Source organism: Streptomyces sp. NPDC059008 (genome assembly GCF_042749045.1).
In the GTDB taxonomy this organism is placed as follows: Bacteria; Actinomycetota; Actinomycetes; order Streptomycetales; family Streptomycetaceae; genus Streptomyces.
Genome location: NZ_JBHYJC010000018.1, coordinates 126116 through 140544, shown reverse-complemented (window position 1 = coordinate 140544; position 14429 = coordinate 126116). Strand labels below are relative to the sequence as shown.

The window sequence follows — 14429 nt, the reverse complement described above, 5'->3', positions numbered from 1 at the left end:
CCAGACCAGCATGACGGACGCACACGCAGCCTCCCCGGCGCCCGCCCCCCGGCCCGCCGGCGCGGTGCCCGACGACTTCCATGTCTTCGACACCACGCTCCGCGACGGCGCGCAGCGCGAGGGCATCAACCTCACCGTCGCCGACAAGCTGACCATCGCCCGGCACCTCGACGACTTCGGCGTCGGCTTCATCGAGGGCGGCTGGCCCGGCGCCAACCCCCGGGACACCGAGTTCTTCCAGCGCGCCCGCGAGGAGATCGACTTCCGGCACGCCCAGCTGGTGGCGTTCGGTGCGACCCGCAAGGCCGGCGTCCGCGTCGAGGACGATCCGCAGGTCGCCGCGCTCCTCGCGTCCGGAGCCCCGATCATCACGCTGGTCGCCAAGTCCCACGTCGGGCACGTGGAGCTGGCCCTGCGCACCACGCCGGAGGAGAACCTCGCGATGGTGCGGGACACCGTCGCCTATCTGCGCGCCCAAGGCCGCCGGGTCTTCCTCGACTGCGAGCACTTCTTCGACGGCTACGCGCTGGACGCGGTCTACGCCAAGCAGGTCGTCCGCACCGCGAGCGAGGCCGGCGCCGACGTCGTGGTGCTCTGCGACACCAACGGCGGCATGCTCCCCGCGCAGATCACCGCCGTCGTCCGGACCGTCCTGGCCGACACCGGCGCGCGGCTGGGGATCCACGCCCAGGACGACACCGGCTGTGCGGTGGCCAACACCCTGGCGGCGGTGGACGCCGGCGCCACCCACGTCCAGTGCACCGCCAACGGCTACGGCGAGCGGGTCGGCAACTCCAACCTCTTCCCGGTCGTCGCGGCCCTGGAGCTGAAGTACGGGCGCCGGGTACTGCCGGCGGGCAAGCTCGCCGAGACCACCCGGATCTCGCACGCCATCGCCGAGGTCGTCAACCTCACCCCCTCCACCCACCAGCCCTACGTCGGCGTCTCCGCCTTCGCCCACAAGGCCGGGCTGCACGCCTCCGCCATCAAGGTCGACCCGGACCTCTACCAGCACATCGACCCGGCGCTGGTCGGCAACACCATGCGGATGCTGGTCTCCGACATGGCGGGCCGGGCCTCCATCGAACTCAAGGGCAAGGAGCTGGGCTTCGACCTGAGCGGCGACCGCGAGCTGGTCGGCCGGGTCGTCGCACGGGTCAAGGAGCGCGAGCTGGCGGGCTACACCTACGAGGCCGCCGACGCCTCCTTCGAGCTGCTGCTGCGCGAGGAGGTGCGTGGCAAGGCGCTGCGCTACTTCGAGGTGGAGTCCTGGCGCGCGATCGTCGAGGACCGCCCCGACGGCACACACGCCAACGAGGCGACCGTGAAGCTGTGGGCCAAGGGCGAGCGGATCGTCGCCACCGCCGAGGGCAACGGCCCGGTCAACGCGCTGGACCGGGCGCTGCGGGTGGGCCTGGAGCGGATCTACCCGCAGCTGGCGCACATGGAGCTGGTCGACTACAAGGTCCGCATCCTCGAAGGCGCCCTGGGCACCGGCTCGATCACCCGGGTCCTGGTCTCCACCAGCGACGGCCGCGGCGAGTGGTCCACGGTCGGTGTCGCGGAGAACGTCATCGCCGCGTCCTGGCAGGCGCTGGACGACGCCTACGCGTACGGGCTGCTGCGCGCCGGGGTCGAGCCGCAGGAGTAAGCGGTGGCGCCGCACACGACCGGGGCCCCGCGCGGCCCTCGGGGGAGGGGCCGGCGCGGGGCCGTGGTGCGGTGCGGCGGGCGGTCAGGCCTGCGCGGGCGCCTTGACCGCGGAGATGTCGAAGGTGAGCTTGACCTTGTCGCTGACCATCACACCGCCGGTCTCCAGCGCGGCGTTCCAGGTCAGGCCCCACTCGGAGCGCAGGATCTCGGTGCTGCCCTCGAAGCCGACCCGCTCGGCGCCGTAGACGTCGGTGGCCGAGCCGTTGAACTCCAGGTCGATGGTGAGCGGCTTGGTGACGTCCCGGAGGGTGAGGTCCCCGGTGATGCGGTAGCGGTCGCCGGCCACCCGCTCGGCGGCGGTGCTGCGGAAGGTCATCAGCGGGAAGGTCTCGGCGTCGAAGAAGTCGGCGCTGCGCAGATGGCCGTCGCGGTCCGCGATGCCGGTGTCGATGCTGGCGATCTTGACGTCGAGGGACGCGGTGGAGCGGGCGGGGTCGGCGCCGTCGAGCCTGAGGGCGCCCTCGTACTCGCCGAACGCGCCGCGGACGTTGGTGACCATGGCGTGCCGGACGGTGAAGCCGATGCTGCTGTGCGCCGGGTCGATGGTGTAGTCGCCGGTCAGCGCGGCGAGCGCGGGGTCCGCCTCGACGAGGGCGGCAGGGGCGGCGGTGTCGGCGGTGCGCTTGCGGGTGAACAGAGCCATGGCTCCTCCTCCGGGACGGATCAACAGTGTTGTTTAACGTTCAACGAGATTCACCGTAACCGCATCTAGTTCAACTTTCAACCTCTGTGGTGGTGGGTTCGTTCGACCGGGGTGCGCGGGCCGGGTTCCGCCGGGCGGGTGGTGGCCGGCGTTGCGGCACGGTCATTGCCGCTGTCCGGGAGCCCGTGCTAGACCATCGGGAACTCCCAAGTGCGCAGCGCCACACCCCAGTTGACGCCATGGAGAGGACCGACCGTGCCGCTCGACCCCGTTCCGTCCGCCTGGTCACGCCGAGGATTTCTCACCGCTTCCGCCGCGGGCGCGCTCGGCCTCGCGGCCGCCCGGCCCGCGGCCGCCGACACCGGGAGCGCCGCCCCCGTCGATGCCTACGCCGCCCTCCGGGCCCGCTGGTGCGAGCTGGCCCTCGGCACCGGCTTCGACCCCACCGCGCCGCCGTATGCCGCCGTGCTCAAGGAGACCGGCGACCTCGCGGCCACCTACCGGTCGGCGATGCGTCCGGCGGCCCGCTCGCTCTGGGACGACTGCCCCTACGATCCGCCGTCCGGCATCACCCGGAGCTACAACCGGCTGTGCACCATGGCCCACGCCTACGCCCAGCCCGGCACCGGCCGCACCGGCGACACCGATCTCGTCGACTGCCTGGTCGCCGGCCTCGACCACCTCGAAGCCACCGTCTACCGCGCCGGCACCACCCGCTACGGCAACTGGTGGGAGTGGCAGATCGGCAGCCCCAGACTCCTCCTCGACACCCTCGCGATCCTCGGCGACCGCCTGCCCGGCGCTCTGCGCGACCGCTGCCTCGCCGCCGTCGACCACTTCGTCCCCGACACCATGCTCGGCGACTACAGCGGCACCAGCACCGGCGCCAACCGCGTCGACCTGTGCCGGGTGGTCGCGCTGCGCGGCGTCCTCGGCCGCGCCCCCGCCAAGATCGCACTGGCCCGGGACGCCCTCTCACCGGTCTTCCCCTACGTCACCGAGGGCGACGGCCTCTACGCCGACGGCTCCTTCGTCCAGCACTCCTGGGTCGCCTACTCCGGCACCTACGGCTATGTCCTGCTCGACGGCCTGGGCCGGCTGTTCACCCTGCTCGGCGACTCGCCCTGGCGGATCACCGACCCGGCCCGGCAGATCATCTTCGACAGCGTCGAGCACGCGTACGCCCCGCTGCTCCACAACGGCCTGATGATGGACAGCGTCAACGGGCGCGCCGTCAGCCGCGGCTATCTGCAGGGCGACGAGCGGCGGGTGATGCGCAGCGACCACTACCACGGGCATGCGCTGATCGCCGCCGTGGCGCTGCTCGCCGAGGCCGCGAGCAGCGCCGAGCGGGCGCGCTGGCACGGCATGGTCAAGGGCTGGATCGCCCGCGACACCACACTGCCGGTCCGCACCGACCGGCAGTACGGCGTCGCCGACCTCGCCCGCCTGCACAAGATCGCCGACGGTCCGGTGGCCGCCGCCCCCGAGCCCGTGGGGCACCGCCTCTTCCCGGCCATGGACCGCGCCGTGCACCGCCGCCCCGGCTGGGCCGCGGGCCTGGCCATGGCCTCCGACCGCATCACGTACTACGAGAACGGCAACGGCGAGAACCCGCGGGGCTGGCACACCGGCGCCGGCATGCTCTATTGGTGGGGCGCGGACTTCGGGGGCGACCAGTACACGGACGCCTTCTGGCCCACCGTCGACCCCTACCGGCTCCCCGGAACCACCGTGTCCACCAAACGGCTCGCCGACAACGAGGGCGGCGGCTGGGGCGAACCCAAGCCCACCGCGCGCTGGGTCGGCGGCACCACCGACGGCGAGTTCGCCGCCATCGGCCAGGACCTGCGCGGCCTGTCCTCGACCCTCACCGCCCGGAAGTCCTGGTTCGCGCTGGCCGACTGCGTCGTCTGCCTGGGCGCCGGCATCAGCTCCGGCGACGGCGTGCCCGCCGAGACCGTCGTCGACAACCGCTGCCTGGGCGAGTACGGCACCCAGACGCTCACCGTCGACGGCGTGGCCCAGACCGCCGCGCTCGGCCACCGCCTCTCCTTCGGCCGCGCCCGCTGGGCCCACCTCGCCGGGCACGGCGGCTGGGTCTTTCCCGGATCCCCCGGCGGCGCCGCCCTGAACGCGCTGCGCGAGTCCCGTACCGGCTCCTGGCACGACATCAACGCCACCTCCTCCCGGCAGCCCTTCACCCGCCGCTACCTCACCCTCTGGCACGACCACGGCACCGATCCGGCCGACGCCCACTACGCCTACCTCCTGATGCCGGGCGCCACCCCCGCCGCCGTCGCGCGGCGGGCCGCCGACCGGCGCTGGCTGACCGTGCTCGCCAACGACGCCGCCCGGCAGGCGATCGCGGTCCACCCGCTCGGCGTAACGGCGGCCAACTTCTGGCGGGCCGGCCGGGCGGGGCCGCTCGAAAGCAGCGGTCCGGCGAGCGTGCTGGTGCGCGAGCGACGGTCCGGGGGGCGGACGGCCCGGCTGTGCGTGGCCGCCCCGGACCGTTCCGGCGATACGCTGGAGATCACCTGGTCGCGGCCGGTGCGCGCGGTGTCGGCCCACGATCCGGCGATCGAGGTGCTGGCCACGGGGCGGTCGTTGCGACTGCGCCTGGCCCCCGGCAGGAGTTGCGCCACCCACGTCTGCACGGTGCGGTTGCGCTGACCGGGCCCGTCCCGCCCCCTCCCACCGCCGGTCAAGACAACATCCCTGCGCTGTCGTTTGTCGGGCCCATACAGAGCAGGAGCGCTCCCACCACCCGAACGGACGCCGGGACGCAGGCCGGGTACAGGACGGTTCTGTACTGCCTGCCCACCAAAACGCGTGGGACGTTGTACGAAACCGACATCGGTGTGCGGCGCCTCGCACACGTACCGTCGATACATGACCACTGTCGAAGATCTGCCCGCCGGCGCCACCGACGCCCGCGGGCGTGTCGCCGAGCTGCACGCCATCCGTGAGCAGGTCCGGCGAGGACCCAGCGAGCGGGCGACCGAAGCGCAGCGTGCCAAGGGCAAGCTGACGGCACGCGAGCGGATCGAGCTGCTGCTGGACGAGGGTTCGTTCAACGAGGTCGAGCCGCTGCGGCGGCACCGGGCGACGGGCTTCGGCCTGGAGGCCAAGAAGCCCTACACCGACGGCGTGATCACCGGCTGGGGCACCGTCCACGGCCGGACCGTGTTCACCTACGCGCACGACTTCCGGATCTTCGGCGGTGCGCTCGGCGAGGCGCACGCCACCAAGATCCACAAGATCATGGACATGGCCATCCAGGCCGGTGCCCCGCTGGTCTCCCTCAACGACGGCGCCGGCGCCCGCATCCAGGAGGGCGTCTCCGCCCTGGCCGGCTACGGCGGCATCTTCCAGCGCAACACCAAGGCGAGCGGGGTCATCCCGCAGATCTCGGTCATGCTCGGCCCGTGCGCGGGCGGCGCGGCCTACAGCCCCGCCCTGACCGACTTCGTCTTCATGGTCCGCGAGACCTCGCAGATGTTCATCACCGGCCCCGACGTGGTGCGCGCGGTGACCGGTGAGGAGATCACCCAGAACGGCCTGGGCGGCGCCGATGTGCACGCCGAGACCTCCGGCGTGGCGCACTTCGCGTACGACGACGAGGCGACCTGCCTGGAGGAGGTCCGCTACCTCCTCTCCCTGCTGCCGGCCAACAACCGCGAGAACCCGCCGACGGTCGCCTGCGAGGACCCCGCCGACCGCTCCGGTGACGCGCTGCTGGACCTGGTCCCGGCCGACGGCAACCGCCCGTACGACATGCGCAAGGTCATCGAGGAGATCGTCGACGACGGCGAGTACCTGGAGGTCCACGAGCGCTGGGCGACCAACATCATCTGCGCGCTGAGCCGGCTCGACGGCAAGGTGGTGGGCATCATCGCCAACCAGCCGCAGTCGCTGGCCGGTGTGCTGGACATCGAGGCGTCCGAGAAGGCCGCCCGCTTCGTCCAGATGTGCGACGCCTTCAACATCCCGATCATCACCCTCCTGGACGTCCCGGGCTTCCTGCCCGGTGTCGACCAGGAGCACGGCGGCATCATCCGGCACGGCGCCAAGCTGCTCTACGCCTACTGCAACGCCACCGTCCCGCGGATCTCGATCGTGCTGCGCAAGGCCTACGGCGGTGCGTACATCGTCATGGACTCGCAGTCCATCGGCGCCGACCTGACCTACGCCTGGCCGACCAACGAGATCGCGGTGATGGGCGCCGAGGGCGCCGCCAACGTCATCTTCCGCAAGCAGATCGCCGAGGCGGACGACTCCGAGGCCATGCGCACCCGCATGGTCAAGGAGTACAAGTCCGAGCTGATGCACCCGTACTACGCGGCCGAGCGCGGTCTGGTCGACGACGTCATCGACCCCGCCGACACCCGCCACACCCTCATCCGCGCCCTGGACATGCTGCGCACCAAGCACGCGGACCTGCCGGCCCGTAAGCACGGCAACCCGCCCCAGTAGCCCCATCCCGCACCGCACCCGGCACCACGCCCACCGCGACGACGGAGAAGACACCGTGAACCCTGCCCATCGCACCGACTCCATCCGTGTGGAGAAGGGCCAGGCCAGCGAGGAAGAGCTGGCCGCCCTGACCGCCGTCCTCCTGGCCCGCGCCGCCCACCGGCCGGCCGCCCCGGCCGGCCCGCGCGCCACCGCCGCCCGCTGGCGCCGCCTGGAGCGCCAGAGCGGCTTCCACGGCGCCACCAGCTGGCAGCGCTGAACGACCCGGAAGTGACCGAGGGGCCCCGCACGATCGCGGGGCCCCTCGGCGTTTTCGGACCCGCCCGCCCCGGACCGCCGTGATGTGCGTCTTGGTCGTCTATCGGCCGCGGTGTTCCGGTTCGGCAGTCGGCGTCCGAATCAAGGCGTAGGTTCGCCCCAATCATCGGGAGCAGAGCTGTTCAAGCCGAGATCCCCGTGCTGGCATGCGCTCGTCATCCACTCCTGGTGTTCCCGCCCCGCGGGCCCTAGGACGACCGGAAGGAAGTGCCCATGCTCAGCACGCTCGGTGCTGGTGCCGCAGTGGCATCCCTGCTCCTCGCCGGATCGGCATCCCCCACCTCGCCGGCACGCGTCGGCGACGAACCGCCCACCGGAAAGATCACCATAACCGTCGCCACGGTCAACGGATCGGGCTGCAGACCCGGCAGCGCCGCGGTGGCCATCGCCCCCGACAACACCGCCTTCACCGTCACCTACAGCGAGTACCTCGCCCAGGCGGGCGGCTCCAGCAAGCCCACCGACGCCCGCAAGAACTGCCAGATCGCCCTGAACGTCCATGTCCCGCAGGGCTTCACCTACGCCATCGCCCGGGCCGACTACCGCGGTTACGCCTCCCTGGCCTCCGGCGCCAAGGGACTGGAGCAGGCGAACTACTACTTCCAGGGCCAGCAGGAGACGGCCCGCAAGAGCCACTCCTTCACCGGCCCCTACGACAACAACTGGCAGACGTCGGACGAGACCGACATCGACGCCCTGGTGTACGCGCCCTGCGGTGAGGAGCGCTACTTCAACATCAACACCGAGCTCCGGGTGGACGGCAAGTCCGCGGACCCCAGGGCCACCAGCTTCATGGCCATGGACTCCACCGACGGCAGCATCAACACCGTGTACCACTTCGCCTGGAAGGAGTGCCCCGCGCGCCGGTGACGCCGCCGAGCCGTCCGCCGGGCCCGCACACGGCCGCGTACGGGCCCGCGGCCGGGCACGACGAAGGCCCCCGCACCCAGGAGGTGTGGGGGCCTTTCGTACGGCGCGGGCGGGCACGGGGAGCCCGTACGCGGCGCTGTGGTGTCCCTGGGGCCCAGGGACGGCCTCGACTAGCGCAGGCGGGCCATCAGCGCGTGCTCGACCAGCGTGATGAGCGCGCTCTTGGCCTCGCTGCGGTGCCGGGCGTCGGTGGTGATGATCGGCGCGTCCGGGCCGATCTGCAGCGCCTCACGGACCTCGTCGGGCGTGTAGGGCTGGTGCCCGTCGAAGCCGTTGAGGGCGATGACGAACGGCAGGCCGCTGTTCTCGAAGTAGTCGACGGCCGGGAAGCAGTCGGCCAGGCGGCGGGTGTCCACCAGGACCACCGCGCCGATGGCGCCGCGCACCAGGTCGTCCCACATGAACCAGAAGCGGTCCTGACCGGGCGTACCGAAGAGGTACAGGATCAGGTCCTGGTCCAGCGTGATCCGGCCGAAGTCCATCGCCACGGTCGTGGTCGTCTTGTCCGGCGCGTGCGTGAGGTCGTCGATCCCCGCGGAGGCGGAGGTCATCACGGCTTCGGTACGCAGCGGATTGATCTCTGAGACGGCCCCGACGAACGTGGTCTTGCCCACGCCGAAGCCGCCCGCCACCACGATCTTCGCGGAGGTGGTGGAGCGGGCTGCACCGCTAGAGCTTGCGAAGTCCACTGAGCACCCTTTCGAGCAGTGTCACATCTGGCTGTCCGCCGGCGGTCTCGTCCCCGCCGGGCTGATGGATGGCGACGAGTCCGGCCTCCGCCAGGTCGGCGACGAGGATCCGGGCGACGCCGAGGGGGATGGAGAGAAGCGCGGAGATCTCGGCAACTGACTTGATCTCGCGGCAGAGGTGGCAGATGCGCTGGTGCTCCGGCAGCTGGCCCTGCAGCTTGGAGGGGTCGGCGGTCGTGCTGACCAGCGCCTCGATGGCGAGCTGGTAGCGCGGCCTGGTCCGGCCTCCGGTCATGGCGTACGGGCGAACGAGCGGGTTGTTCGCGCCGGTGGGGGAGGGCTCGGGTGCACGCCGCTGCGGCTGCACCGGCTGGATGCGCGGCGCCTGCGGCTCGTCGTACACCGACGGCTCGTACGGCTGGGAGCCGTACGGCCGGGGCTGCTGCTGCTGTGGCTGCGGCGGCTGGGGCCGCTGCGGCCGGCGGCTCGGCGCAGACGGGAAGTTGAAGCGGTTGTGATGGGTCTCGCCCACAGGTCCGGACTCCTGCCCGGAACCGTACGGGTATCCGCTAGGGGGCGTTGCCACGTCTCCTCCTCCAACTTGCCTGTCTGACGCCGGTCGCGCCACCGAACCATATGGCGCGGGGGCGGGAAACGCACTGCCTGTCTGTTAGTTGAGAAGACTTCCCTGCAGTTCGGCGCGCAGGTCCGGCGTCAGGACGCTACCCGCACGGTCGACCAGCAGGGCCATTTCGTAGCCGACCAGACCGATGTCGCACTCGGGGTGCGCGAGCACGGCCAGCGACGATCCGTCCGAGACGGACATGATGAAGAGGAAGCCGCGCTCCATCTCCACCACGGTCTGGTTGACACTCCCGCCCTCGAAGATGCGGGAGGCGCCGGAGGTCAGCGAGGTCAGCCCGGAGGCCACCGCCGCCAACTGATCGGCTCTGTCCCGAGGGAAGCCCTCGGACATGGCGAGGAGGAGACCGTCCGCGGAGACCACGACCGTGTGCGACACCCCAGGGGTGTTCTCCACGAAGTTGGTGATCAACCAGTTCAGATTCTGCGCCGCCTGGCTCATCGGGCTCACACTAACGCTCCTGATCGTAGGTGCTGCCGGGGCCGAAGCCCTGTTGGTCATTCTGGGGGACCCCGGAGGGGTCCGTGCCGACGCTGCGTCCCTGCTGGACACCGCGGCGCAGGTTGCTCAGCCTGCCGCGGACGTCCTCCGGGGCGCGGGAGACCTGGGGGCCGCCCTGTGGGGTCTGCTCCGCGGCGCCTTCGACCAGGTTGGCCTTGGGCACTCGCCGGGGGAGGCCGGAGGCTGTGACTCCGCCCGCCTTCGGCTCGCGCAGCCGCTCCGCCCGCTCCCAGCGCTCGTCGTTGGAGCTGCGCCAGTCCGAGCCGTCCTGGCCGGTCTCCGGCGTGCCCCGTTGCTGCTGAACCTGCGGTACCTGCTGGTCGCGGCCTCCGCGGCGCGGAAGGCCGACGTCCGTCAGCGAGGGGGCGTCGCTCGGTGTGGGGCCCGGACGCTCGAATGGTACGCGCTCAGGGGCTTCAGCGGGAGCGGCAGTTGTATTCCGGTCAGATTCCGCTTCGGTCCCGAAGTAGCCCTCGAATGCGGGGCGTTCGGCCCATTCGTCCGGCTGTGCCGGTTCGTGGGAGACGTATGGCTGCTGGCCGGTGGTCTCCGCGGGGTGCGGATCGCCGAATGCCTGGTTGCCGTGCGACCGGTCGTCGTAGAGCGGTTGATCGGCTTCCGCATACGCCTGGGGGGCGAAATCCTGGGACGGGAAGTCCTGGTAACCGGTGGTGGACGAGGCCTGGTCGCGGAAGAGCGGGTTGGCCACGCCCTGGCCGTCGGCCGGCTGCTCGCCGCCCGCCTGGGCCTCCAGGGCCGCCCGGCGCTCCTCGCGCATCAGCGAGCGGCCCACCATGTCCAGGTCGGCGCCCTCGGGCAGGCTGTAGCGGCTGTCGTCGAAGCCCAGCTCGGCGGCGGTGCGCTGCTGGCTGTCGTACGACGGGTGCTGGTGCTCGGGCACGATCCGGGAGACCGTGAAGTCGTCCTCGAACTGCTCCTCGCCGCCACCGCCGTGGGTGATCGCCTCGGGCAGCATGACCAGGGACGTGGTGCCCGCCTGCTCGCCGGAGGGGCGCAGCTGCACCCGGATCCCGTGCCGGTCGGCCAGCCGGCCGACCACGAACAGGCCCATGCGCTGCGAGATCGCGGCGTCCACGCTCGGCGGGTTGGCCAGCTTGTGGTTGATGTCCGCGAAGTCCTCGGGGGTCAGCCCGATGCCCTTGTCGTGGATCTCGATCATCACCCGGCCGTCGGGCAGCCGGGTCGCGGCCACCCGCACCTTGGTCTGCGGGGAGGAGAACGTGGTGGCGTTCTCCAGCAGCTCGGACAGCAGGTGGATGAGGTCGGTCACGGCGGTGCCGTGGATCTCGCTCTCGGGGACGCCGGTGAGGTCTATTCGCTCGTACGACTCGACCTCACTGATCGCCGCGCGCAGCACGTCCACCAGCGGCACCGGCTGGTTCCAGCGGCGGCCGGGCTCCTCGCCGGCGAGGATCAGGAGGTTCTCGCCGTTGCGGCGCATACGCGTGGCGAGGTGGTCCAGCCGGAAGAGGCTCTCCAGCTGGTCCGGGTCCGCCTCGTTGTTCTCCAGGTCGGTGATCAGCTCCAGCTGGCGCTCGATCAGGCCCTGGTTGCGGCTGGAGAGGTTGGTGAAGATCGCGTTGACGTTGCCCCGCAGCAGTGCCTGCTCGGCGGCGAGCCGGACGGCCTCGCGGTGCACCTGGTCGAAGGCGCGGGCGACCTCGCCGATCTCGTCGGTGGTGGCGATCGGGATGGGCGTCACGCGGGTGTCGACCCGGCCCGGGTCGGTCCGCGAGAGCTGGTCGACCAGCATCGGCAGCCGCTGCTCGGCGACACCGAAGGCGGCGTTGCGCAGCTGGCGCATGTTGCGGCTCATCCGGCGGGCCATCAGCCCGGCCACGACGAACGCGATGATCAGGGCGGCCAGCACGACCGCGGAGTCGACGAAGGTGGACTGGCGGGCGTCGGCGGAGATCTGCGCGGCCTCGTCCACGGCCTTGTTCGCCAGGTCCTTCTCGATGGACCGGTACATGTTGAACTTGCCGGTTGCGGCCGTGAAGTAGCCGTCGGAGGTGATGCCCTTCGGGCTCAGCGCCTCCGGTGCCGCGCCGGTGCTGATCAAGGTGGACATCTGGTCGATCGACGGCGGGGTGCGGAAGGGCTGGTTGGCGGCCTGCGCCTGTTCCTTTGCACGTGCGATCTTCTGCTGGGCGGCCTGCTTGAGCGCCGCCGCGTCGTTCTTGAGCCGCGCGACGTCCTCGGGCGTGCCGCCGGAGGTGTACTCGCCGATGGCGATGCCCTCCAGGTAGCGGTACGACGCGAAGGCGGTCAGCTGCAGCTTGTGCTCCTTGCCGCCCTGCGGGGACGCCGGGTCGACCAGGAGGTGGGTGCCGATGGACCGCTGCAGCGACACGGCGGCCTTGGCCAGCGCGACGGCGTAGACGGTACGGCCGTAGGAGGTGATGTTGCCGGTGCCCAGGCCGAGTTCGTTGGCGAACTCCATCAGCGGGTGCTGGACCTCGACATAGCCCTCTTCGGTCTGCACGCCGCGCAGCTTGGAGGTGAAGGCGGCCGCGCGCAGCTGCTGGAGCTTGGGCTCGGCCTTCTCGAACGAGGCGAGCCGGCGGTTGAGGCCCGGCTTGTCCGGCATGGCCTTGGCGGCCTGGTGGAACGCGTCGGCGGCGGCGTCGGTGGCGTCCCGCGCCTGCTGCACGACCGGGTCGTCCTTCTTGCCCTGGAGCAGCGGCGCCGCGGTGCGGTCCCGCTCGTCGATCAGGGCGTTGCTGTAGGAAAGCGCGGCGCGAACGAGCTTCGCGGTGTTCTCCGCGTCCTGCGCGTCCCGCCAGGTGGTGAGCGAGCTGTCCACCCGCAGGCCACCCAGGACCAGGGCGACCAGCACCGGGATCAGCAGAATGGCGTTCAGGCGGGTCGCCACGCGCCAGTTGCGCGGGGAGTACTTACCGCCGCTCACCGGAGGCTTGGCGACCGTGTTCTCGGACGCGTCGGCAGCCGGTACGCCACCTCTGGGTGGCGGGGTGAAGTTGCCCCGCCGCGGCTCCTGCGGCTCGGGGCTCGACTTGCTTCGCCTCACTCGACCAACAACCTCTCGGCGCCGGCACTACCTGCTGTGCCGTTTCTTCTGGGCGTTCCTACTCCGGAGTTCAGCGAATTTCAGCACGTCAGGGCGGTGCGTTCCAAACACTGGACAAAGCCGGAGGAGGGCCGGAAGCGCCTGAGATAAAAGGGGCGTTAAGGGCGAGCCGCGCCAAAATGCAGGCGCTCTGTGCGCGCAGCGAAGCCAGGCATGCGCATGGGGTGTCGAAACGCCGACGATTCACTGTCGAAACGTTATGAAGCAAATTTGTCGGCGTGTCGAAGGACACAGATCCATTCGCGCACGCCGGGAACCGGCCCGGCGCACCGCACCGGACCGACGGAAGCCGACTTCCGCACGGCCCGCGCCGGACGGCGCGGGCCCTGGGGCGGCCCTACTGCAGGCGGGCCATCAGCGCGTGCTCGACCAGCGTGATGAGCGCGCTCTTGGCCTCGCTACGGTGCCGGGCGTCGGTGGTGATGATGGGAGTTCCGGGACCGATCTGCAGCGCCTCACGGACCTCGTCGGGCGTGTAGGGCTGGTGCCCCTCGAAGCCGTTGAGGGCGATGACGAACGGCAGGCCGCTGTTCTCGAAGTAGTCGACCGCCGGGAAGCAGTCCGCGAGCCGGCGGGTGTCGACGAGGACCACCGCGCCGATGGCGCCGCGCACCAGGTCGTCCCACATGAACCAGAAGCGGTCCTGACCGGGCGTACCGAAGAGGTACAGGATCAGGTCCTGGTCCAGCGTGATCCGGCCGAAGTCCATCGCCACGGTCGTCGTGGTCTTGTCCTGGACGTGGCTGAGATCGTCGATCCCCGCCGAAGCGGACGTCATCACCGCTTCGGTACGCAGCGGATTGATCTCCGAGACCGCGCCGACGAACGTGGTCTTGCCCACGCCGAAGCCGCCCGCCACCACGATCTTCGCGGAGGTGGTGGCGCGCGCCGTGCCCCCGGAGAAGCCGCTGTCAGAGCTTGCGAAGTCCACTGAGCACCCTCTCCAGCAAGGTCACGTCCGGCGTGCCGCCGGCCTCACCGCTGCCGCCGGGCTGGTGGATCGCCACCATCCCGGCCTCCGCCAGGTCCGCGACCAGAATCCGCGCCACACCCAGCGGGATGTGCAGCAGCGCCGAGACCTCGGCGACCGACTTCACCTCGCGGCACAGGTGGCAGATGCGCTGGTGCTCGGGCAGCAGCCCGGGCAGCTGGGAGGGGTCGGCGGTCGTGCTGACCAGCGCCTCTATGGCGAGCTGGTAGCGCGGCCGGGTTCGGCCCCCGGTCATGGCGTACGGGCGCACCAGCGGCTGATCACCTTCGCTCCCGTACGGCGCCTGGCTGTAGGCGCCGTACGGGCCGGAAGTGGCAGGTGGCGGGGTCATGGGTCCTCCGGACGGGACAGGGTGTCTGTCGTCGGGTTGGGCCGGTGGGGGGTGGCGGCACGAATGGATGGTGGGGTGC

The 14429-nt window shown here is 71.1% G+C and carries 12 protein-coding genes; 5 read left to right on the top strand and 7 right to left on the bottom strand.

What is annotated here, in order from left to right:
• Nucleotides 1-10: 10 nt before the first annotated feature.
• Nucleotides 11-1651, top strand: a complete 1641-nt coding sequence (gene cimA / locus ACFWZH_RS22320; protein WP_384433800.1) for a citramalate synthase — start codon at nt 11-13, stop codon at nt 1649-1651.
• 84 nt (nt 1652-1735) lie between these two features.
• On the opposite strand, the gene ACFWZH_RS22315 is transcribed toward cimA, so the two are convergent.
• Nucleotides 1736-2356 (bottom strand): YceI family protein, encoded by a 621-nt coding sequence (locus tag ACFWZH_RS22315; RefSeq protein ID WP_384433797.1) that lies wholly within the window; start codon nt 2354-2356, stop codon nt 1736-1738.
• Nucleotides 2357-2611: 255 nt separating this feature from the next.
• Here ACFWZH_RS22315 and ACFWZH_RS22310 point away from each other — a divergent pair, with 255 nt between their 5' ends.
• From ACFWZH_RS22310 to ACFWZH_RS22295, 4 genes are all read left to right on the top strand, one after another.
• Nucleotides 2612-5032: a polysaccharide lyase 8 family protein gene (locus ACFWZH_RS22310; RefSeq protein WP_384433794.1), complete on the top strand. Its 2421-nt coding sequence runs from the start codon at nt 2612-2614 to the stop codon at nt 5030-5032.
• Nucleotides 5033-5251: 219 nt separating this feature from the next.
• Entirely contained in the window at nt 5252-6835 is a 1584-nt protein-coding gene (locus ACFWZH_RS22305; RefSeq protein ID WP_384433791.1) for an acyl-CoA carboxylase subunit beta, read from the top strand.
• Between the two features lie 55 nt (nt 6836-6890).
• On the top strand, nt 6891-7094 hold the full coding sequence (locus ACFWZH_RS22300; protein WP_384433788.1) for an acyl-CoA carboxylase epsilon subunit: 204 nt from the start codon (nt 6891-6893) through the stop codon (nt 7092-7094).
• Between the two features lie 272 nt (nt 7095-7366).
• Nucleotides 7367-8023, top strand: a complete 657-nt coding sequence (locus tag ACFWZH_RS22295; RefSeq protein ID WP_384433785.1) for a DUF4360 domain-containing protein — start codon at nt 7367-7369, stop codon at nt 8021-8023.
• A gap of 170 nt (nt 8024-8193) precedes the next feature.
• Here the strand turns inward: ACFWZH_RS22295 and ACFWZH_RS22290 are convergent, their stop codons facing one another.
• The 6 genes from ACFWZH_RS22290 to ACFWZH_RS22265 all read right to left on the bottom strand — a co-directional run bounded on the left by ACFWZH_RS22290 (nt 8194) and on the right by ACFWZH_RS22265 (nt 14350).
• Entirely contained in the window at nt 8194-8772 is a 579-nt protein-coding gene (locus tag ACFWZH_RS22290; protein ID WP_073447656.1) for an ATP/GTP-binding protein, read from the bottom strand.
• The gene (locus ACFWZH_RS22285; protein WP_384433782.1) at nt 8753-9358 is read right to left on the bottom strand and encodes a DUF742 domain-containing protein; all 606 of its coding nucleotides are present in this window, start codon (nt 9356-9358) and stop codon (nt 8753-8755) included. Before ACFWZH_RS22285 ends, ACFWZH_RS22290 begins: the two co-directional genes overlap by 20 nt.
• Before the next feature lie 84 nt (nt 9359-9442).
• Complete coding sequence (locus ACFWZH_RS22280; RefSeq protein ID WP_384433849.1) at nt 9443-9856, bottom strand: roadblock/LC7 domain-containing protein; 414 nt, start codon at nt 9854-9856, stop codon at nt 9443-9445.
• Between the two features lie 10 nt (nt 9857-9866).
• Nucleotides 9867-12968, bottom strand: a complete 3102-nt coding sequence (locus tag ACFWZH_RS22275; protein WP_384433779.1) for a nitrate- and nitrite sensing domain-containing protein — start codon at nt 12966-12968, stop codon at nt 9867-9869.
• Between the two features lie 397 nt (nt 12969-13365).
• Nucleotides 13366-13959 carry an ATP/GTP-binding protein gene (locus tag ACFWZH_RS22270; RefSeq protein ID WP_384433776.1) on the bottom strand — a complete coding sequence of 198 codons (594 nt, stop codon included), beginning with the start codon at nt 13957-13959 and terminating at the stop codon, nt 13366-13368.
• Nucleotides 13940-14350 (bottom strand): DUF742 domain-containing protein, encoded by a 411-nt coding sequence (locus ACFWZH_RS22265; RefSeq protein ID WP_030087818.1) that lies wholly within the window; start codon nt 14348-14350, stop codon nt 13940-13942. Before ACFWZH_RS22265 ends, ACFWZH_RS22270 begins: the two co-directional genes overlap by 20 nt.
• Nucleotides 14351-14429: the final 79 nt, after the last annotated feature.